The 19,390-nt window shown below is 70.0% G+C and carries 16 protein-coding genes and 1 pseudogene; 8 read left to right on the top strand and 9 right to left on the bottom strand.

What is annotated here, in order from left to right; all coding sequences use genetic code 11:
- Positions 1 to 224: 224 nt before the first annotated feature.
- The 4 genes from ACIRP2_RS20230 to ACIRP2_RS20245 form a co-directional block, all read right to left on the bottom strand.
- On the bottom strand, positions 225 to 797 hold the full coding sequence (locus tag ACIRP2_RS20230) for a dihydrofolate reductase family protein (protein ID WP_404252086.1): 573 nt from the start codon (positions 795 to 797) through the stop codon (positions 225 to 227).
- 198 nt (positions 798 to 995) lie between these two features.
- Entirely contained in the window at positions 996 to 1,733 is a 738-nt protein-coding gene (locus ACIRP2_RS20235; RefSeq protein ID WP_404252088.1) for an SRPBCC domain-containing protein, read from the bottom strand.
- Positions 1,730 to 2,404, bottom strand: a complete 675-nt coding sequence (locus ACIRP2_RS20240; RefSeq protein WP_404252090.1) for an ArsR/SmtB family transcription factor — start codon at positions 2,402 to 2,404, stop codon at positions 1,730 to 1,732. Before ACIRP2_RS20240 ends, ACIRP2_RS20235 begins: the two co-directional genes overlap by 4 nt.
- A gap of 912 nt (positions 2,405 to 3,316) precedes the next feature.
- Positions 3,317 to 3,919 carry a CGNR zinc finger domain-containing protein gene (locus ACIRP2_RS20245; protein WP_404252092.1) on the bottom strand — a complete coding sequence of 201 codons (603 nt, stop codon included), beginning with the start codon at positions 3,917 to 3,919 and terminating at the stop codon, positions 3,317 to 3,319.
- 81 nt (positions 3,920 to 4,000) lie between these two features.
- Here ACIRP2_RS20245 and ACIRP2_RS20250 point away from each other — a divergent pair, with 81 nt between their 5' ends.
- Positions 4,001 to 4,783, top strand: coding sequence for an MBL fold metallo-hydrolase (locus ACIRP2_RS20250; RefSeq protein ID WP_404252094.1), 783 nt, complete (start codon positions 4,001 to 4,003; stop codon positions 4,781 to 4,783).
- A gap of 325 nt (positions 4,784 to 5,108) precedes the next feature.
- Here ACIRP2_RS20250 and ACIRP2_RS20255 read toward each other — a convergent pair.
- Positions 5,109 to 5,501 (bottom strand): annotated as a pseudogene (locus ACIRP2_RS20255) (ABC transporter permease); the annotation flags it as partial.
- 452 nt (positions 5,502 to 5,953) lie between these two features.
- Here ACIRP2_RS20255 and ACIRP2_RS20260 point away from each other — a divergent pair.
- The 6 genes from ACIRP2_RS20260 to ACIRP2_RS20285 all read left to right on the top strand — a co-directional run bounded on the left by ACIRP2_RS20260 (position 5,954) and on the right by ACIRP2_RS20285 (position 13,275).
- The gene (locus tag ACIRP2_RS20260; RefSeq protein WP_404252095.1) at positions 5,954 to 7,369 is read left to right on the top strand and encodes an FtsW/RodA/SpoVE family cell cycle protein; all 1,416 of its coding nucleotides are present in this window, start codon (positions 5,954 to 5,956) and stop codon (positions 7,367 to 7,369) included.
- An 810-nt stretch (positions 7,370 to 8,179) separates the two neighbouring features.
- Positions 8,180 to 9,064, top strand: a complete 885-nt coding sequence (locus tag ACIRP2_RS20265) for an ABC transporter substrate-binding protein (protein ID WP_404252097.1) — start codon at positions 8,180 to 8,182, stop codon at positions 9,062 to 9,064.
- An 8-nt stretch (positions 9,065 to 9,072) separates the two neighbouring features.
- Positions 9,073 to 10,044, top strand: coding sequence for an amino acid ABC transporter permease (locus ACIRP2_RS20270; RefSeq protein ID WP_404252099.1), 972 nt, complete (start codon positions 9,073 to 9,075; stop codon positions 10,042 to 10,044).
- Positions 10,041 to 10,814, top strand: a complete 774-nt coding sequence (locus ACIRP2_RS20275; protein ID WP_404252101.1) for an amino acid ABC transporter ATP-binding protein — start codon at positions 10,041 to 10,043, stop codon at positions 10,812 to 10,814. Before ACIRP2_RS20270 ends, ACIRP2_RS20275 begins: the two co-directional genes overlap by 4 nt.
- Positions 10,814 to 12,433, top strand: a complete 1,620-nt coding sequence (locus tag ACIRP2_RS20280; RefSeq protein WP_404252103.1) for an amidohydrolase family protein — start codon at positions 10,814 to 10,816, stop codon at positions 12,431 to 12,433. Before ACIRP2_RS20275 ends, ACIRP2_RS20280 begins: the two co-directional genes overlap by 1 nt.
- Positions 12,430 to 13,275 carry a serine hydrolase gene (locus ACIRP2_RS20285; RefSeq protein ID WP_404252105.1) on the top strand — a complete coding sequence of 282 codons (846 nt, stop codon included), beginning with the start codon at positions 12,430 to 12,432 and terminating at the stop codon, positions 13,273 to 13,275. Before ACIRP2_RS20280 ends, ACIRP2_RS20285 begins: the two co-directional genes overlap by 4 nt.
- A 19-nt stretch (positions 13,276 to 13,294) precedes the next feature.
- Here ACIRP2_RS20285 and ACIRP2_RS20290 read toward each other — a convergent pair whose 3' ends face one another.
- The 3 genes from ACIRP2_RS20290 to ACIRP2_RS20300 form a co-directional block, all read right to left on the bottom strand.
- A complete protein-coding gene (locus ACIRP2_RS20290; RefSeq protein WP_404252107.1) occupies positions 13,295 to 14,218 on the bottom strand; it encodes a LysR family transcriptional regulator in 924 nt (307 codons plus the stop codon).
- A 9-nt stretch (positions 14,219 to 14,227) separates the two neighbouring features.
- The gene (gene lysA, locus ACIRP2_RS20295; protein ID WP_404252109.1) at positions 14,228 to 15,580 is read right to left on the bottom strand and encodes a diaminopimelate decarboxylase; all 1,353 of its coding nucleotides are present in this window, start codon (positions 15,578 to 15,580) and stop codon (positions 14,228 to 14,230) included.
- Between the two features lie 297 nt (positions 15,581 to 15,877).
- Complete coding sequence (locus ACIRP2_RS20300) at positions 15,878 to 16,711, bottom strand: TetR/AcrR family transcriptional regulator (RefSeq protein ID WP_404252111.1); 834 nt, start codon at positions 16,709 to 16,711, stop codon at positions 15,878 to 15,880.
- Positions 16,712 to 16,917: 206 nt separating this feature from the next.
- On the opposite strand from ACIRP2_RS20300, the gene ACIRP2_RS20305 reads away from it, so the two are divergent.
- The gene (locus tag ACIRP2_RS20305) at positions 16,918 to 18,516 is read left to right on the top strand and encodes an MFS transporter (RefSeq protein ID WP_404252113.1); all 1,599 of its coding nucleotides are present in this window, start codon (positions 16,918 to 16,920) and stop codon (positions 18,514 to 18,516) included.
- 215 nt (positions 18,517 to 18,731) lie between these two features.
- Here ACIRP2_RS20305 and ACIRP2_RS20310 read toward each other — a convergent pair whose 3' ends face one another.
- Positions 18,732 to 19,331 carry a helix-turn-helix domain-containing protein gene (locus ACIRP2_RS20310; RefSeq protein ID WP_404252115.1) on the bottom strand — a complete coding sequence of 200 codons (600 nt, stop codon included), beginning with the start codon at positions 19,329 to 19,331 and terminating at the stop codon, positions 18,732 to 18,734.
- Positions 19,332 to 19,390 lie beyond the last annotated feature (59 nt).

Genomic DNA, 19,390 nt, shown 5'->3' on the forward strand with positions numbered 1-19,390 from the left:
GCGGTTCACCTGCGAGCGACTGCTCCAGCGACTGGTGCCGCAGGCGAGGGCCCGGCCTCGGGGTGGAGGCCGGCCGTGGCACGCCGCCTGTGGAAATCGGGCCGCGGGCCAGGCCGTGTTGCCCGACCCACGACGACGAAGTCACCGCGCGCCTGTGCCGACAGATGAACGGGGGCGCCATGCCCTCACAGGCGAGGGCTTGGCGGGAAGAGCCCGGAACGCCGTCAGCGGACGACGTCGAGGACCTGCTTCTGCAGGCCGTTGCTGTAGACCTCGTGCTCGACCAGCTTCAGCTTCTGGGTGTCCTTGTCCGTGGCGCTGAACAGGCGCTTACCGGCGCCGAGCAGCAACGGAAAGACCAGCAGATGGTAACGGTCGATCAGACCCGCGTCCGAGAGGCTGTGATTCAGCGAGGCGCTGCCGTGGACGATGATCGGTCCGCCGTCGGTCTCCTTGAGGGCGGCGACCTCGTCGAGGGAGCGCAGGATCGTGGTCTCGCCCCAGCCGGAGACCAACTTGTCCTCGGTGAGGGTGGTGGAGACGACGTACTTGGGCATCGGCTTGTAATGCGCGAACTCCGCCATGTCCGGCCACACCGGGCTGAACGCGTCGTAGCTGACCCGGCCCATCAGGATCGCGGTGGACTCCCGCTGTTCCCGCTCCTTGATCTCGAACGCCTCGGGGACGAACTCGACCTCCTTGAAGGTCCATCCGGAGTTCCGGTAGCCGGGTTCACCGCCCGGCGCCTCCACGACGCCGTCGAGCGAGATGAAGGCCGTGCTGATCACAGTGCGCATGGGAGTCATTCCTCGGTGTCTTGGATGTGCTTTGTGTGACTGCTCGGTGCGCGCTCGGGCCGTGTTCACGGCGCAGGCGCCCCGATGGTGAGGTGCCGGTGACCGCCGCAAAGAGCGACTGGTCCGGCAGTTGTTTCAGGAGGGCGAGGCGGACCCCGGTACCCGACAGGGTGGCCGTGCACCCGGACCCGCCAGAGGTCAGGCGAGGAGGCCGGTCAGCCAGTGCTGCCAGGCGGCCTCGGCGCTGTCCGTGTCGGGGCCGAAGAGGTGGTGGAACATCAGCACCACGCCGGGGAAGTGGTGAAAGGTGTAGATCCCGTCGGCGGTACGGACCTCGAAGCGCTCGTCGTCCGACCAGGTCACCTCGCCTTCCACCGGCGGCAGGCCGGCCGGTTCGGCGTGAGCACGCGCGCCCACGGCAGCCTGACTCGGCAGCGACAGCCCGCGAGTGAGGGCCGCCCGGACCTGCTGCGCGGGCTGCTCGCCCGAAGGCGCCAGGGCGAAGACGGGAACGCCGGTGCGTCCCGGGAAGTGGGCCAGGTACTCGCGGAGCGTGTGGAGGTGGAAGGGCCAGCCGCGGCGCAACGCGTCGTACTCGTCCTGCCAGTCGTCGCCGAGCACGCCGCTCTGGACGATGCGGAGCACGGTGCTGCCGCCGTCGCGCCCCTCGATCAGGTACTCGAAGGCCATGAAGCGGCCGTCCTCGGCGGTGGCCGTGCGGGTGGCGAAGCGTTTGCCCGGTTCGTAGGCGGTGACCACCGCCTCCTCCCGGTTTCCGCCGGTGTCCATGGCGGCGGTGCCGCCCTCGCGCGGCTCCACTTCGTTGCGCCCCATGAACCAGGAGTCGATCCCCGGTCCGGTGGCGATCGCCTCCCAGACCTGTTCGGGACTCGCCGGCAGGGTCGTCTCCTGCTCGATCTCGAAGGGGTGCGTCATCGTGGGGTCTCCTGTCGCGCTTCGGATTCGGGCCCTTGTGTTCCCCCGGCCGTCTGCTGCGATTCGGCCGGGCTCCCGGGCGCGCCGGGCTGCTCGGCGGGAACCTGATGGAGCGCGACGATCACCCGGTGACTGCGGCCCCCGGGGGCGAACTCGTCGTGGTAGCGGCCCACGAGGTCCGTCACGGCCTGGGCCAGCTCGTCGGCGAAGGCCGTCCGGTCGGCCGCGGAGGCGAACCGCACCTCCGCGTCGATGCCGAAGGTGGCAACCCGTCGCGCGGCCCGGGAGGCACCGGTCAGCAGAGCACCGACCTCCTGCACCAGCCGCGCCCCCAGCGCCAGCAACCAGCGGGCGGAGAGCTGGTCCCGGGACCTGGAGGGGTCCGGGCTGACGGCGGCCAGGGCGCTGGGAGAGATCACGTAGGAGGCGGCGGTGGCACGGTACACCCGCTCGGTGACGTTGCCCTTGCGCCGTTCCTCGGCGAGTTCGACCAGGCCGTGACGCTCCAGTTCCTTCAGGTGGTAGTTGACCTTCTGCCGGGGCAGCCCCAGGCGGGAGGCCAGCACGGTGGCCGAGCCGGGCTCGGCCAGGGCGGCGAGGATCCGGGACCGTATGGGGTCCAGGGACGACTCGGCCGCAGCGGGTTCTTCGATCACAGCGACGTCCAGCACCGCTCCAGAATGGTTCCGACGAAAATAATTGTCAAGAAAAGAAAAGTTGTCGGTGCTGTCGCCGGAGGATCCCCGGGGCGGATGCGTCCGGCCCTGGATGCTCCGGCATCGGCCGGAGCGGGAGAAGGGAGGACGGGACCCCCACCAGAAGAGGCCGGCCTCACAGCCGGACGCCGTGCCTCTGTCGGACGCGCCACTTCCCCGTGCGGGCGGCTGTTCTCGCGTGCTGCGGCAGGTCCGGAGTTGCTCCGATCCGCTGATCCCGACAGCCGGCGAATGACGTCGACCCCATGGGTGGAGGCCCGATGGAAACCACCGATCGCGGCGGGGATGGTTGAGCGGAGGGCCACGACCACGACCACCTGCACCGATGATCGTCGACACCAGGCATCCAGCACCGGATCACCGCAAAGGGGTCGAGAACGCGCAACGGCTGCGCCACCGCCGGTGGACCGTCGAACGCACCGCGGCCCGGCCACGGCGGCCGAAGCCGGATCCGGCAGGCGCACCGCGACGGACAGGAAGACCAGGCGAGCGAATCACCTGAGGGCGAGCCGGCCAACTCCCGAGGATCGGCGCACGGCGACGAAACCGAGCGCCGGCCCCGCCGACCGGCTCCGGGATCCGTGCCACCCCGCCGTCCCGACGCGCCGTCATAGCGGGCCGCCGAAGACCACGGCAACTCAGGTACAGGAGGGCACACCGCTACGGGGCGTCACGTCGCTCGCCGCACCAAGGGCCGGACGGGTCGAGGAGACCGGCGATCCGCCGCTGCCGCACCGCCGCGCCGACCGCTCGACCCCGGACTCGGCCGGGCTCCACGCCGACTGCGCCGCGGGTCGTGGCCGCCGCCTGGAGAGCCGCCTCGCGGACGGGGCGGCATGTGAACCATGCATGGCCGCGAGGTACTGGTCAGTCCGTAGTGGGCCGGCGTCGGGCGTAGGCGCGGGCTGCGCGGGCGCGGTCGCCGCAACGGATGGAACACCAGTGACGGCGGCCGTGCCGGAGCAGGTAGCGGTTGCAGGGCGTGGAGCCGCAGGCGGTGAGACGTTCGGCATCGGGCCCGGTCAGCAGGTCGGCGGCGTTGGCCGCGAGGACGGCGAGGGCGTGCTCGACGATCTGTGTGACGGGGTGGGACGCCTCGCGGTACAGGCCACGGGTGGGATCCCAGCGGAGCAGAGAGGCGGCGGGGGCCCGGGTGAGCGCGTCGTTGACGGCGGTCAGCGCCCCCGCAGGGGCGGGCAGCCCGGCGACATGGGCTGCGAGCAGGGCGCGCACCTGTTCACGCAAGGAGCGCAGCAGGGTGGCGCACATCTCCATCATGCCGGTGTCGGCCGGGGCGAGGCCGCGCTCGACCAGCCACTGTTCGGCGCCCCCAGGGGTGCCGAGGAGATCGACGTACTGCCCGCCGGGCAGAGCGATGGCGCTGTTGGCGAGATCGAGGGCGGGGTACTTCTCGGCGCCCGGTGCGGACGACAGAGGTTCGGCGGTCACGGTCTCCTTCATGATTCTCATGGTACGGCTTGCATGCATGCGTGAGAAATACTTACAGTGGCTCACGGATAAACCAACACTCATCCGTGAGGTGACTCTTTCATGTCTGCCACGAGCTCCAGCAGCGAGCAGTTCCCCGTGCGCGTCTTCGGCGGCCCGACCGCTCTCTTCGAGTACGGCGGCCTGCGGTTCCTGACCGACCCGACCTTCGATGACCCCGGCGACTACCAGGCACCCGGCGGCCCGCTCCTGACCAAGACAGCGCTTCCCTCCGGCAGCCCCGCCGACCTCGGCCGCATCGACGTGGTCCTGCTCTCCCACGACGAGCACGCCGACAACCTCGACAACTCCGGCCGGGCCCTGCTGGCCGACGTCCCGCTCACCCTCACCACCCCCGGTGGCGGACAGCGCCTGGGCGACCGCGCCAAGGGGCTGGCCGACTGGGAGTCGATCGAGTTGGACCGTCCCGGGGGCGGCACCGTCACTGTGACGGGAGTACCCGCCCTCCATGGACCCGGGCCGCGCGAGGAAGTCGAGGCGATCCTCGGCCAGGTCGTCGGCTTCGTTCTGACCGGGGAGGGCCTGCCCACCGTCTACGTCAGCGGTGACAACGCCTCTCTCGACCTGGTCGAGGAGATCGCCGAGCGCTTCTCCCCCGTGGACACCGCCATCCTCTTCGCCGGGGCTCCGCGCTTCCCCGTCGTCTTCGACGGCGCGCTGATCGTCCTGGACAGCGCACAGACCGCCGAGGCCGCCGGAATCCTCGGCGCCCGCCGGGTGGTACCCGTCCACTACGACAGCTGGGCCCATTTCACCGAGGGCCGTGACGAACTGGTGGCCGCCTTCACCGCCGCCGGTCTGGCCGACCGACTCCAGATGGGGTGAGCGAACCCGGCCACCGCTCTTGCCCGGAAGACTCCGGGAGGCGCAGCGGAGCGCCGCCCCGGTCCGGCTCGCGCACCTCATCGACATCTCCCCCACAGGCGCGGTGAAAACGGGTTCGGGCTCGTACCCTCCAGGACTCCGCGAACCCGCGCGGCCTCCTGCACGGTGCTCGACGCGCGAGGCGAACGGCTGCGGGTGCAGCGCGAGTTCCGGCCGACGACGTCGGCGGCGCGGGCCCGACAGGCGGCGGGGAACGCCGACGGGGCGGCATACACCGACGTGATGCAGGAGTACGCCGCCCCGGGGCGGGACGAGCTGTCGGCCGCTACTTCGGATCGCGATCGAACAGCGACTTGGACCAGACGTAGCCGAGCACGGCCAGCCCCACGCACCACACCACGGCCAGCCACCCGTTGTTGCCGATCTCGCTGCCGAGCAGCAGGCCGCGCAGGGTCTCGATGGCCGGGGTGAAGGGCTGGCACTCGGCGATCGGCTGGAACCAGCCCGGCATCGTGTCGGCCGGGACGAAGGCGCTGGAGACGAGCGGCAGGACCATCAGCGGCATTGCGTTGCTTCCGGCCGCCTCGGGGTTCGGACCGGACAGGCCCATCCCGACCGCGATCCAGGTGAGCGCCGGGGAGACGAGCGCCAGCAGCCCGACCGCCAGGATCCACTCCAGAATGGTGGCATCCGTGGTCCGGAAGCCGATGGCCGCGGCGGCAACCAGGGACGGTGTGACACCGTCCACGGTCCACCGGCGCCGGGGAGACCTGCAGGAACTCCTGTCCGGTGTCGCGGCTGAGCAGCTCCGTCCGGAAACCGATCCCGCCGACCTGGAATCCAGCCGGAAGGCGCCACTGCCCATCCAGCCGTCGCAACCGCCGGCCCTGTGAACCCGGTTGGTCACAGCAGTGGCCAACCCTCAGCATTCGACACATCACACCGGAACGAGGAGGCAGTTTCGCAGGCACCTCAGGAACCACAGAGGCTTCTGCCACGTCCAAGGAGATATCCAAGGCAACAGCGCCGCCGACTCCGTGGCTTCGAAGCCGCCGTCCCGGACCACTCCCGCACCCATTCCCGTCCCCGGACCTTTTGAAGGAGAGCGGAAGGCCGTCTCCTTCACTGGTCGGTGAGCAGTATGCGAGCCGTGAGAGGCCCCGTCGCACCATGAGCGATAACACAAACGCGTCGACGCACCATGCGTCCACGATCGGTGCACCGAATCGGCGCAACACCGAGCTGGCGCTGCTGGTGTTCGCCGTCGTCATCCCGGTGTTCGCCTACGCCAACGTGGGCCTGGCCATCAACAACCGGGTGCCGTCCGGCCTGCTGAGCTACGGCCTGGGCCTGGGTCTGCTGGCCGGCGTCGCCCATCTCGTCGTACGGAGGTCCGCGCCGTACGCGGACCCGTTGCTGCTGCCGCTGGCCACGCTGCTGAACGGACTCGGCCTGGTCGTCATCTGGCGGCTGGACCAGTCCGAACTGCTGCAGTCGGTCAAACAGGCGGGAACAGCCGCGCCGCGCCAGCTGATGTACACGACGATGGGCATCGCCCTCTTCATCGTTGTCCTGATCTTCCTCAAGGACCACCGCGTCCTGCAGCGCTACACCTACATCTCCATGGTGGGCGCCCTGTTCCTCCTGCTGCTGCCACTGGTCCCGGGCCTGGGCGCCAACGTCTACGGCGCCAGGATCTGGATCCATGTCGGCAGCTTCAGCATCCAGCCCGGTGAGTTCGCGAAGATCGTGCTCGCGGTCTTCTTCGCCGGCTATCTGATGGTCAAGCGCGACGCACTGGCCCTGGCCAGCCGCCGCTTCATGGGCCTGTACCTGCCGCGCGGCCGCGACCTCGGCCCGATCCTGGTCATCTGGTTCCTCTCGATCCTGATCCTGGTCTTCGAGACCGACCTCGGCACGTCTCTGCTGTTCTTCGGAATGTTCGTCATCATGCTGTACGTCGCCACCGAACGGACCAGCTGGATCGTCTTCGGTCTGCTGATGTCCGCGGCCGGTGCCGTCGGCGTCGCCTCCTTCGAGTCGCACGTCCAGCAGCGTGTCCAGGCCTGGCTCGACCCGATGAAGGAGTACGCGCTCAGCCGCCAGGGCGTCGGCGGTCACTCCGAGCAGTCGATGCAGGCGCTGTGGGCGTTCGGCTCCGGCGGCACTCTGGGCACGGGCCTCGGCCAGGGCCACTCCGACCTCATCCGGTTCGCCGCCAACTCCGACTTCGTCCTCGCCACGTTCGGCGAGGAGCTGGGCCTGACGGGCATCATGGCGATCCTGCTGATCTACGGACTGGTCGTGGAGCGCGGCGTGCGCACCTCCCTCGCCGCCCGCGACCCCTTCGGCAAACTGCTTGCCATCGGCCTGTCGGGTGCGCTCGCCCTGCAGGTCTTCGTCGTCGCCGGCGGCGTGATGGGCCTGATCCCGCTGACCGGAATGACAATGCCGTTCCTGGCGTACGGCGGTTCCTCCGTCATCGCCAACTGGGCCCTCGTCGGCGTCCTGATCCGCATCAGCGACACCGCACGCCGTCCCGCCCATGACCCCGACGCCGAGATGCCCCAGGTGGTACGCCCGTGAACAAGCCCCTGCGCCGGATCGGGATCGTCTGGTTGCTCACCCATGGCGAGCGGCCTCGTAGAGGAGGACCGCGCCTGGTTCTTCCCGTACCGGGGCTCCGACCGGCCCGCGGGTGACCGTCCCCGCCGAAGCGAACGAGCTCCGAGCCGGGCTACTGGAAGGCCGCCTCGCGCAGGACGGCCCCGCCTGATCCCGGCATGGGGGCCGTCGGTCGGATGGAGAACTGGTGGCCGGCCACTGCTACGGGGTCGGAGCGTTCAGAAACGGCGCAGGCCCTGACGACACCGCGCCCTGCGGGCGGCGCTGGGTGATCCGGTGCGAGCCCCGCCGTAACGGCCTCGCCGGCTCTGCGGTGGGCACACCGGACCTTCAGGCACGGAACATGACGGGGCCCTTCCCCCGAGAGGGGAAGGGCCCCGTGAGCGAGCGCTGGGCAGGCCTTGCACCTGCATTTCCCCGCGGGAAGCGGGGCGTCTTTCCTTGGACCACCAACGCAGCGTCAGCCACCGCGAGTTGCGGCGAACTTCCAAGATCGATCATAGCGCGTGCGGGCCGTCGGCCGGCACCGGCCCTTGCGCGGCACGGACTTCGAGAAGTACCGAGCGAGCACTCCACCGGTACCGAGCAGCAACGCACGCCAGCCGAGTGGTTCTCGCACGCGATGCCCCGTTCCTGATCGGGGTGCCCATCCGCAGGGATTCGGACCCGTATGGATTTCGATGGTCAGGCATGAATAGCTTCATCATCTTCCATTCACCCGGGCGCGACTGCCAGCATCGGCGCACCGCCACCCCGTGAGGGAGAAATCCGATGAATCGTCCCTGTTCTCTGCGCTGTCTGGCAGCCCTGGCCGTGGTGGCTCTTGCGACCACCGCCTGTGGACGCTCCGGCCAGGGCGACGCCCCGTCCGGCAGTTCCTCCCAGGCCGCCGCCGGCCGGACCGCAGCCGAGCTGCTCCCCGCGCAGTACCGGCAGAAGGGCGTGCTGTGGGTGGCCACCGCGGTGGGATATCCGCCGATGGAGATGTACGAGCCCGGGACGACCCGGCTCACAGGTGTCGACCCCGACCTGGCCAAGGCCATCGCCGAGCGGCTGAAGCTGAAGCTCGAACTCACCAACGCCGCCTTCGACGGGCTGATTCCCGGTCTGGAGTCCGGACGCTTCGACCTGGTCATGTCGTCCATGACGGACAGTGCCCAACGGCGCCGGGCAGTCGATTTCGTCGACTACTTCCGTACCGGCGGCGTCATCATGACGAAGAACGGCAATCCGCAGGGCATCAAGTCCCTCACGGACCTGTGCGGAAAGACCATCGTCCTCGCCAAGGGCAGTTCGAACCTCCACATCGGCGAGGAGCAGAACGCCAAGTGCAAGCAGAAGATGCGGATCTCGCAGAGCGAGGACGCGCCGACCGGGCTGCTGCAACTGGACAGCGGACGCGCCGTCGCGACCATCGTCGACTATCCCGTCGCCAGGATGTTCACGAAGAAGAGCAGCGCGTACGAGGTTCTGCCGACACAGTACGGCACCGCTCCCTGGGGCATCGCGGCCGCAAAAAGCCAGAGCGGACTGCGCGACGCCGTCCGGAAGGCCCTGCAGGAACTGATCGACGACGGCGGCTACCGGAAGATCCTCGACACCTGGGGAGTCGGCGACAGCGCCGTGCCCGAGGCCACCATCAACGACGGTCGGTGAGTACCGACATGACCCACCGGAAGATGCCGGGCACCGCTCCCGGTGCGGCACCGGGAGCCACCACCGCCGTCACGCCGTCGGATGACGACCTCTCCCTCCAGGTGAGCCGGCGCCCCCGTCCCGGGCGCTGGCTCGCGGTCCTCGCCGCCGCACTGCTCGCGGTGTGGCTCGCCTACACCGTCATCGTCAATCCCAACCTCCACTGGGACATCGTCGCCGAGTACCAGTTCGACGGCGTGATCCTCAAGGGCCTCGGGGTGACCATTCAGCTCACGCTCGTGTCGATGGCTCTCGGCATCGTCATCGGGGTACTCGTCGCGGTGATGCAGCTCTCCGACAGCCCGGTTCTGCGTCTCACCGCCGGTGCCTACACCTGGTTCTTCCGGGGCACCCCGCTGCTGGTACAGCTCATCTTCTGGTTCAATCTGGCCCTGTTGTTCCCGGTGATCAGCATCGGTGTCCCGTTCGACGGTCCGAAGCTCATCAGCTGGCAGTCCAACCAGATCATCACCGGCTTCGTGGCGGCCCTGCTCGGCCTCTCCATCAACGAGGGGGCCTACATGGCCGAGATCGTTCGGGCGGGCATTCAGAGCGTGGATCCCGGCCAGCGCGAGGCGGGTGCGTCGATCGGCATGTCGAACCGTCAGATTCTGTCCCGGATCATCCTTCCGCAGGCGATGAGGGTCATCATCCCGCCGTTCGGCAACCAGTTCATCTCCATGCTCAAGACGACCTCGCTGGTCTCCGTCATCGCGGGAGCCGATCTGATGACGGTCTCCCAGCACCTCTACCTCGCCAACTTCGAGGTGGTGGCGCTGCTGCTGGTGGCCTCCCTCTGGTACCTGGTGCTCACCACGATCGCCAGCATCGGCCAGCACGCCGTCGAACGCCGGTACAGCCCGGGCGCCGCCCCGCCGCTGCGGCGCAGGGTCCTGACGAATCTCGTGCCCGGGCGCGACAGGAAGGAGGCGGCGGCATGAACGAGGTCGTCCTCAGGGCCCGTGGGGTCCGTAAGCGGTTCGGTGACACCGAGGTGCTGAGAGGCATCGATCTCGATGTCCGCAGCGGTGAGGTGCTGTGCGTCATAGGCCCTTCCGGATCCGGGAAGTCGACGCTGCTGCGCTGCTTCAATCACCTTGAGCAGATCGACGCGGGGCGGGTGTGGATGGACGGTGAGCTGATCGGCTACGAGCAGCACGGCCCGTCCGGGCGCGTCCTGCGCGAGCGGCGCCCCCGGGACATCCGACGCCAGCGCGAGCGGATCGGCATGGTGTTCCAGCGGTTCCACCTGTTCCCGCACCGCACGGCGCTGCAGAACGTGATGGAGGGGCCCGTCGCCGTCAGGGGTCTCTCCCGCGCGCAGGCGGAGAGGCAGGCCCGGGAACTGCTGGACCATGTCGGTCTCGCGGAGCGGGCGGACCACTATCCGGGGCAGCTGTCCGGTGGGCAGCAGCAGCGTGTCGCGATCGCCCGCGCACTGGCCATGGAGCCGGCGCTCATGCTCTTCGACGAACCCACGTCCGCTCTCGATCCCGAGCTCGTCGGTGAGGTCCTGGGGGTCATGCGCGACCTGGCCCGCAGCGGTATGACGATGGTCGTGGTCACCCACGAAATGGGCTTCGCCCGCGAGGTCGCCGACCGTGTCCTGTTCATGGATCGGGGCGCCGTCGTCGAATCCGGGATCCCGGAGCTTCTGTTCACCGACCCGCGGCACGAGCGCACGCGGGCCTTCCTGTCGACGGTGCTGTGATGGGGCGCCCTGTGGATCTGCTGCTGCGCGGCGGCACGCTGGTCGACGGAACCGGCGCACCCGCCGTAGAGGCGGACATCGCGGTGGTGGACGGACGGATCGCCGTACTGCCCGCGGGCACCCCGGCCGCGGCGGCCGAGACGCTGGATGTCACCGGCCGGGTCGTCGCGCCCGGCTTCATCGACGTGCACACGCACTCCGACGCCCTCGCGGCTCCCCACGGCGCCGACGGCACCGCCGAGCCGATCGACGACCTTCGCCTCGCACCACTGCTCCAGGGCGTCACCACGGAGATCTGCGGCAACTGCGGGACGAGCCTGTTCCCTTCGCTACCGGAACGGCTGCCTTCACTCACCGAGCACCTCAGGGTGACGTTCGGGCTCGGACCTGTCCGGCCCGCAGTGGACTTCGACTCGTTCGCCGCGGGGCAGGATCCCGCGCTGCGCCGCACCCACATCGCCTCGCTCGTCGGTCACGGCACGCTGCGCGCCGGGGTGATGGGCTTCGAGGCCCGCCCGCCCCGGCCCGAGGAGCTGGACACCATGTGCGCGCTGCTCGACCGGGCACTCGGCCAGGGTGCGGCCGGCCTGTCCACCGGGCTGATCTACCCGCCCGGCACCTACGCCGGCACCGAGGAGATCGTCGCGCTGGCCGGGGTCGCCGCGCGTCACGGCAAGCCCTACGTCACTCATCTGCGCGACGAGATGTCACAGGTGGAGACCGCTCTGGAGGAAGCCCTGGAGATCGCGGCGCGTTCCGGCGCCCCGCTGCAGATCTCCCACCACAAGACCGCGGGCCGACACGCCTGGGGCGCCACGCTGCGCACCCTGCCCCGGCTGGAACGGGCCCGAGCCGAAGGGGTGGACGTGCTGTGCGACGTCTACCCGTACACCGCGGGCAGCACCGTCCTGCACGCCATGCTGCCGCCATGGACGAGCGAGGGCGGTGTCGGCGCCTTGCTGGAACGGCTGCGCCGGGACGATACGCGCGACCGGATCCGCAGGGACATCGCTCAAGGCGTCAAGGGGTGGGAGAACACCGTGGGCAACGGCGGCTGGGACCTCATCACCGTGGCCGCCGCGCAGGCGCACCCGGAGGCCGAGGGCCGCAGCATCGCCGATCTCGCCGCCGGACGCGGAGTCCATCCGGTGGACTACGCGTGCGACCTGCTGCTGGCCGAGCAGGGCGAGGTGACCATCATCAGCCACTCCATGCGCGAGGACGACGTACGGCGGGTGCTCGCCAGCCCGCTGTCGATGATCGGCTCGGACGGCGTCCCCAAACCCGGTCGCCCACATCCTCGTTGGGCGGGAAGTTTCGCCCGTGTGCTCGGTCATTACGGCCGCGACCAGCAGCTGATCCCGCTGGAGGACGCGGTGCACAAGATGACCGGTCTGCCGGCCCGGCGGTTCGGGCTCACCGGTCGCGGCGTGGTCCGCGACGGCGCCTTCGCCGATCTGGTCGTCATCGACCCGACGTCGGTGCGTGACACCGCCACCTTCGACCGGCCGCTGCTGGCCCCCGAGGGCATCGATACCGTCGTGGTGGCGGGACGGGTCGCCGTGAGGGGCGGTTGCCCGACCGCGGCGCGGGCGGGGGAAGTGGTGAGGATCCGATGAGTCTGGCCCAAGTGGCCGCGGCGGCGCGGCGTTCGGCCGCGCTGCCGCTCACCCTGACCGTGGCCGCCGTCGACATCGACGGCGGCGAGACGGTGGGGGTCGACGAGTGCACCGTGCTGCCGGTCGCGTCCGCCTCGAAGCTGCTGCTGCTCGCCGAGGTGTCGCGCCGACTGGACACCGGGGAGCTGCTCGCCGACCGGCTCGTCGAGGTTCTCGACGAGGACCTGGCGGACGGGACCGGGCTGCTGCGCCGGATGAGCAGGCGCGGCTGGACCGTCGAGGATCTGGCCTGGCTGACCGCTTCGGTCAGCGACAACTCCGCCACCAACGCACTGCTCCGCCTGGTGGGGCGCGAGTCCACGGCCCGGCTGGCGGAAGAACTCGGGCTCGACCACCTCGCACTGCACGACAAGGTCCGTGACATCCGGGGCCCCGATGCGCCGCCCGTCTTCGCGACCGGCACCGCACGGGACCTGGCGCGGCTGGTGACACATGCGGTGCGCGGCACGCTGAGCTCCCCGTCGGCCTCCGCACGGCTCCTGCGATGGATGCGCGCCAACACCGACCACGGCATGGTCCCCGCCCTGGTGGATCACGACCCGTACGCCGCCGGCTTCCCGAATCCCCTGCCCGACGGGCTTCTGGTGGCCAACAAGACCGGCACCGACACCGGGGTCCGCGCCGATGCCGGTGTCGTCATCGGCGCGCGTCGGCTGACGTACGCGGTGGTGGCGCACTGGGACCCGGCGCTGGGCCCCAGCACGGAGCGGGCCGCAGTGCATGCCATCCGGGACGTCGGCCGCACCCTCGCGGCGTGCGCCCGGCGCCGCGTCGGCGAATGAGAGCCGTACGCCCCACCTGTCAGGACCACTGCATATCCAGCAGCGACCGGATCTCCTCGGCCGCCGACCGCAGCTCCGCGAGAAATATCCGAAGCAGCGGATTGCGGTTGGTGGGCCGGGTGGCGACCCCGATGCGCCGGTGCAGTCGGGGATGGTCCAGGCGACAGACGTGCACACCCGTGGTGTCGCCGAGCCCGAGGGCCGGGACGAGCGCTATCCCCATGCCCGCACGGGCGAGGTTGATCGTGACCTGGTAGTGGTCGCTGCGGCAGCGGACCCGTGGCCGGAACCCCTCGGCCGCACACGCGCGTTCCAGTACCGGTTCGCCGGTGTGACCGCCGTGTGTACCGATCCAGCTCTCCCCCTCCAGAGCGGCGAGCCCGACCGCGGTGCGCCGCCCGAGGCGGTGCCTCAGAGGGAGGACCACCAGCTGTGGCTCGTCGAAGAACATCTCCACGTCCACACCCGCCTGTCGGCACCAGGGGTCCAGCGGATGCTCGAAGACGACCGCCGCATCCAGTCGGCCCGCTTCCAGATCGGGCACCAGCTCGTGCGGCTGCCCCAGGATCAGCTCCAGCTCGACCCGGGGCCGCTCGGCGGCGAAGGCCGAAAGCGCCCGGGGGAGCAGTTCCAGGCCCGAGGAGGCGAAGAAGCCCAGCCGCAGTACCCCGGCTTCGCCTTCGGAGTGCGCCCGGAGATCGTCCTGTGCAACGGCCATCAGGTCGGCGACGGCCTGTGCGTGCTCGGCCAGTCGCACACCGGCCGCCGTCAGCCGCAGGCTCTGCGGCTGACGTTCCACCAACGCCACCGCGAGCTCCTGCTCCAGACGGGCGAGTTGATGAGAGACGGCGGACGGGCTCAGATGCAGCGCCCGGGCCGCGGCCACGATGGTGCCCGTGCGGGCTATTTCCAGCAGGACGAGCAGTCGAGCACTGTTCAGCATCGGGTCAGGTTAGGCCGTGCCGACGCGCTGTGCCGCCCCGGCACCCGACCCTGCGGTCGCCGGTGGCACGTCGGGCCCGGCGCACTCGTCCACGTCCAGGCGCAGCAGGTCCTCCTCGGTCTCCCGCCGGACCACGGTGCGGGCACGGCCGTCTGACACGAAGACGACTGCGGGGCGCGGCAGCTTGTTGTAGTTGGACGCCATGGCATATCCGTATGCGCCCGTGACCGGCGTGGCCAGGAGGTCGCCCACCGCGAGCTCGGACGGCAGGGCGGCGTCGTCGACGATCACATCGCCGCTCTCGCAGTGCTTGCCGACCAGCCGTGCCCGCAGCGGTCGAGAGGCACGGGGCCGGCGTGGCAGGAACACCTCGTAGCGGCTGCCGTACAGGGCGGGGCGCAGGTTGTCGCTCATGCCGCCGTCGACGCTGACGTATGTCCGCACGCCCTCGATGCGCTTGATCGTGCCCACCCGGTACAGGGTCAGCCCCGCGCGGGCGGCGATGGACCGGCCGGGCTCCACTGTCACGTCACCGCCCCAGCCCGCGTCACGCACCGCGGTGCGCACCCGGGCCGCCCAGTCGGCGAACGAGGGTACGGTCTGCCCCGCCTCGTACGCGACTCCGAGGCCGCCGCCGACCGTGAGCCGGTGAACCCGCGCCTCCGCGGCGAACCGTGCGACGGCCGCGGCTCCTGCCGCGAGCTCCGCCGTGTCCAGCACCTGGGAACCCACATGCGCGTGGACGCCCTCAAGGATCATCGCCGGGGAGCCGGCGGCCCGGCGCACGGCGGCTGCGGCGGTTCCGCCGACGAGGCCGAAGCCGAATTTCGAATCGTTGCCACCGGTCCGGATCGCCTCGTGTGCGCCTGCGGCGACACCGGGCGCCACCCGCAGCTGGACCCGGGCGGGAGGCAGTTGTCCCTCGGCGTGCAGGCGCTCGATGCGGTCCATCTCGTCGAAGCTGTCGACCACCACGTGCCGCACCCCTGCCGACATCGCCGTGCGCAGCTCCGCCTCGTCCTTGTTGTTGCCGTGCAGCACGATCCGTCCGGCCGGAACATCCGCGTGCAGCGCCACCCGCAGCTCTCCGCCGGAGGCCACATCGAGCAACAGCCCCTCCTCGTGGGCCAGTCGGGCCATGGCCGTGCACAGGAATGCCTTGGAGGCGTACGCGACGTTGCCCTGGCCGAAGGCGGCGACCGCCTCCCGGCAGCGTCGGCGCAGGTGCTCCTCGTCGTACACGAAGAGCGGTGTTCCCGAACGCCCCGCCAGTTCGGTGAGCAGGACCCCTCCGACGGCGAGCCCTTCCGGGCGGACCTCGGCAGTGAAGGGCAGCAGACCCGTATCGATGGCTGACGACATGATTCCTCCCCGCAGGCCGGTTCTCCGCCATCCTGCGGCCTTCAGGAGGGGTCACAAAAGCGCATTCTTCTATGGCTGAGCCTCATGGTCTTCGATGCTCGGGCCGCGTCGAGGGTCGTGGGAAGGGCCTCGTAGCGGGCCGGGGAACTTCCACCACGAGGTCGTGATCGGTCCTCCGACGACGTGGTCCGATCCGTCGGCTCCGGCGAGGACCGCACCGCCTCGGCTCCAGCCCCCGCTCTCTCCACACCCAAGTCGCCGGCCGGCCCTGCTGAAGAGGCCCGGGTGGCGCGGAGCTCAGGCGTCGATGCCCCGTCGCGCGAGATCGGCTGCGATGCCGTCCAGGACACCGGCGAGACCTGAGGCGAACAAGGCGTCGAGGTCCCAGGGGTCGGCGCCCGCTCGCATCGCGCGGGCGAGCCGGGGATACGCCCCGGGTTCGTACAGCGGGCCCTGCGCGTGGTCGGAGGCTTTCGCCCCCTGCTTCGCGGCGAGCCTCGACCGCCGCTCCGCCTCCGCGTCGCTGACGAGGATCAGCGCCACGCCCTGCACGTAGGAGGCGAACATGAACATGTACCGGAACGTATCGGCGGGTTCGAGGTCGAGCCCGTCGAACGAGGCGAAGGCGCTTTCGCTGTCCGCTGCGAGAGCCGGGCTGAAATACGCGCGAGTCGTCATCATGACCCTCGGCAGGATCCATGGGTGGCGGTGGTACAACTCCCAGTCGCGGCAGGCGGCGCGTTCAAGTCCGTGGCGCCAGTTCCGCGACGGCGAGTCGGGCAGCGGCACGTCGGCCATCGCGGCTTCCACCATCAGGGTCACGAGGTCGTCCTTGGATGCCACATGCCGGTACAAGGACATCGTGCCGGTGCCGAGTTCCGTGGCGACCCGGCGCATCGACAGCGCGTCGAGCCCCTCCGCGTCCGCGACGACGATGCCGGCCCGCACGATGCGCTCGACGGTGAGATGTGGCGCACCATCGCTCCCCTCCGGGACGTCGGCCGACGTCTCCATCCTGCGTGCCCGGTAGGCCCTCGCCTGGCACGCACGGGAGCAGTAGAGCCTCGGCCGCCCCCGGTCCGCGGGCTCCAGCGCCCTTCCGCACGAGGCGCATGCCGACTTCACGGACATCACCGAGCTCCTTTTCGTCACACATCAGGTTGTGTCGAAATTCTAGCCCGCCAATGCAAGCATGCGCGCATCCCTCATGAATCAGCAGCTCAAAAAGGTGTTGGTTCGATTCGACATGCGTGCGTACTCTGCACGCATTGGTGCGTACAAAGTACGCATCCAAGGGTGGCTGAGTCCATCCGAACCTGCACGGCTCAGGAGAGGGCATGACTGAAGAAGAGAAGAGAGCCGGAGCCGGGGAGTGGGTCGGTCTCGCCGTCCTGGTGCTGCCCTGCCTGCTGGCGTCCATGGACATGTCCGTCATGTTCATCACGCTCCCGTCTCTGACGGCCGATCTCGGCCCGAGCAGTTCCGAGCAGCTGTGGATCATGGATGCCTACGGCTTCCTCCTCGCCGGCCTGCTCATCACGATGGGCACACTCGGTGACCGTTTCGGGCGGCGACGCGTGCTGCTCACGGGTGCCGCGGCCTTCGGTGCCGCCTCGGTCCTGGCGGCCTGCTCGACCAGCCCCGGGACACTCATCGCGGCGCGCGTGCTCCTGGGCGTCGCCGGAGCCACCTTGGCCCCCTCCACTCTCTCCCTGATCCGGAGCATGTTCCACGACGCCGCACAGCGGGCCACCGCGGTCGGCATCTGGACAGCGGGCTTCGCGGGCGGCGCTGTGCTCGGCCCGATCATCGGTGGTCTGCTCCTGGAGCACTTCTGGTGGGGATCGGTCTTTCTGATCAACGTGCCGGTGATGATCCTGCTACTGATCCTCGGCCCACTGCTGCTGACCGAGTACCGCGACCCCAGGCCGGGCCGTTTCGACCTGCTCGGCGCCGCCATGTCTCTGGTAGCGGTGCTGGGCATCGTCTACGGCGTCAAGGCGACGGCGGAGCAAGGCTTCGGGTGGACTTCCCTGGCGTGCTGCGCCGTCGGGCTCGCCGTGGGAGCGGCGTTCATCCGCCGCCAGCACAGGACCGCGAACCCGATGATCGACATGACGCTGTTCCGCACACGTCGATTCAGCGTGCCCCTGCTCATCGATGCACTGGCGACGTTCGGACTGGTCGGCTTCAGCCTGTTCAACTGGCAGTTCATGCAACTCGTGCTGGGCATGGGTCCGTTGGAGTCGGCTGTGTGGTCCTTGCCCACCTTCCTCGTGATGCCCGTGGGTATCGCCCTGGCCACCGCGTTCGCCCCTCGCATCGGTCAACACAACGTGATCGCCGCCGGCCTGCTCGTGGCGACTGCGGGCTACGTCATGCTGGCCCTGCTCCGGAGCGATTCAGGGATCGTCCACCTCGTCAGTGGCATGACCGTCGTCTCGATCGGCATCGGCGCCGTCTCCGCGGTCGTCACCGAAGTGATCCTGTCCGCCGCACCACCGGAGCGGGCCGGGACGGCCTCCGCCCTGGCCGAGACCTCTGCCGAGTTCGGCGGGGCGCTGGGCATCGCGCTCCTGGGCAGCATCGGCTCCGCCGTCTACCGTTCGGAACTGGCGGCCAACGCTCCTGACGACCTCACGTCCGAGGAACTGGAGGCGGCGAGGAGCACTCTCGGCGGCGCCGTCGAGACCGCCACCGCCCTCCCGCGCGGCACCGCCGAATCCCTACGGAACGCGGCCTTCGACGCCTTCGCCCGTGAGGCCCGGATCGCCTCGGTGGTCAGCGCCGCCCTGATGACGGGCGCGGCAATCCTCATCGCCGCCCTGCTGCGCACCGCACGCACCCGGACCAATCCCGACGACCCTCGATCCTCGGCGGAGCACCATGACGGGGACCGGGCGGGCGACCCGCACTCCCGGGCAACCTCGTCCTGAGCTGTGCCCTCGCGGGCCGTACCGGCTCCCGCGCCCGCGGCAGCACACTCGCCCACGCTCGCCGAGGAGGAGCCGGGTCGCCCATCGTGACATTCTGCGAGGCATGTCGGGCGTGAGGGTGTGACTGTCACCGTGACCGCGGTCGATCGCCCGCCCGGTCTCCCTCGGTTCGCCTGATACGGGGTGCGGACACGGGTCCGGCGGCGGGTCTTCCGTCAGGACTCCGGCTCCGCCCGGGAGTGGGGCTTGGCCCGGACGTGCATGCGTTCTCCCTGGGGGCCGAACAGATTGAGGACCTCCACCGGGGACTCTCCCGTGGGGCCGAACCAGTGCGGCAGGCGAGTGTCGAATTCGGCGGCCTCGCCCGCTTCCATGATCAGGTCGTGGTCGGCCAGGATGAGTCGCAGGCGTCCGGACAGGACGTACAGCCACTCGTACCCCTCGTGCGTGACCGGATCGGGCCGATTGCGTTCCGCAGGGATGATCGATTTCCAGGCTTGCAGGCGTCCCGGCTGCGTCGACAGCGGGATCACCGTGCGGCCGTTGTGGACGCGGGGCCTGCAGCGGATCCGCGGGTCACCGACCTCGGGCGCCCCGACGAGTTCATCCAGGGGCACCTGGTGGGCCTGCGCGATGGGCAGCAGTAGTTCCAGACTCGGGCGGCGCTGGCCGGACTCCAACCTCGACAGCGTGCTCTTGGAGATGCCGGTGACCTCGGCCAGCGCCGACAGGGTCACGCCGCGCTGGGCGCGGACGCGCCTGAGGCGGGAGCCGACCTGGGCCAGCGTGGCGGCGATCGGTGATTGCTCGTCCATACCCCCATTCCACCTCGCGCGTCCCAGAAATGGCAACAGAAGTTGTCGCCGGAGTGCCC

Origin of the sequence: Streptomyces sp. NPDC101194 (assembly GCF_044767885.1) — a bacterium.
Lineage (GTDB): Bacteria > Actinomycetota > Actinomycetes > Streptomycetales > Streptomycetaceae > Streptomyces.

Excerpts from the sequence above, each read along its gene's own strand:
- ACIRP2_RS20285 (WP_404252105.1), top strand. The coding sequence starts at position 12,430 with ATGAGTCTGGCCCAAGTGGCCGCGGCGGCGCGGCGTTCGGCCGCGCTG.
- ACIRP2_RS20230 (WP_404252086.1), bottom strand. The coding sequence starts at position 797 with ATGCGCACTGTGATCAGCACGGCCTTCATCTCGCTCGACGGCGTCGTG.
- ACIRP2_RS20260 (WP_404252095.1), top strand. The coding sequence starts at position 5,954 with ATGAGCGATAACACAAACGCGTCGACGCACCATGCGTCCACGATCGGT.
- ACIRP2_RS20280 (WP_404252103.1), top strand. The coding sequence starts at position 10,814 with ATGGGGCGCCCTGTGGATCTGCTGCTGCGCGGCGGCACGCTGGTCGAC.
- ACIRP2_RS20300 (WP_404252111.1), bottom strand. The coding sequence starts at position 16,711 with ATGTCCGTGAAGTCGGCATGCGCCTCGTGCGGAAGGGCGCTGGAGCCC.
- ACIRP2_RS20270 (WP_404252099.1), top strand. The coding sequence starts at position 9,073 with ATGACCCACCGGAAGATGCCGGGCACCGCTCCCGGTGCGGCACCGGGA.
- ACIRP2_RS20245 (WP_404252092.1), bottom strand. The coding sequence starts at position 3,919 with ATGAGAATCATGAAGGAGACCGTGACCGCCGAACCTCTGTCGTCCGCA.
- ACIRP2_RS20265 (WP_404252097.1), top strand. The coding sequence starts at position 8,180 with ATGAATCGTCCCTGTTCTCTGCGCTGTCTGGCAGCCCTGGCCGTGGTG.
- ACIRP2_RS20305 (WP_404252113.1), top strand. The coding sequence starts at position 16,918 with ATGACTGAAGAAGAGAAGAGAGCCGGAGCCGGGGAGTGGGTCGGTCTC.
- ACIRP2_RS20310 (WP_404252115.1), bottom strand. The coding sequence starts at position 19,331 with ATGGACGAGCAATCACCGATCGCCGCCACGCTGGCCCAGGTCGGCTCC.
- ACIRP2_RS20290 (WP_404252107.1), bottom strand. The coding sequence starts at position 14,218 with ATGCTGAACAGTGCTCGACTGCTCGTCCTGCTGGAAATAGCCCGCACG.
- ACIRP2_RS20235 (WP_404252088.1), bottom strand. The coding sequence starts at position 1,733 with ATGACGCACCCCTTCGAGATCGAGCAGGAGACGACCCTGCCGGCGAGT.
- lysA (WP_404252109.1), bottom strand. The coding sequence starts at position 15,580 with ATGTCGTCAGCCATCGATACGGGTCTGCTGCCCTTCACTGCCGAGGTC.
- ACIRP2_RS20275 (WP_404252101.1), top strand. The coding sequence starts at position 10,041 with ATGAACGAGGTCGTCCTCAGGGCCCGTGGGGTCCGTAAGCGGTTCGGT.
- ACIRP2_RS20250 (WP_404252094.1), top strand. The coding sequence starts at position 4,001 with ATGTCTGCCACGAGCTCCAGCAGCGAGCAGTTCCCCGTGCGCGTCTTC.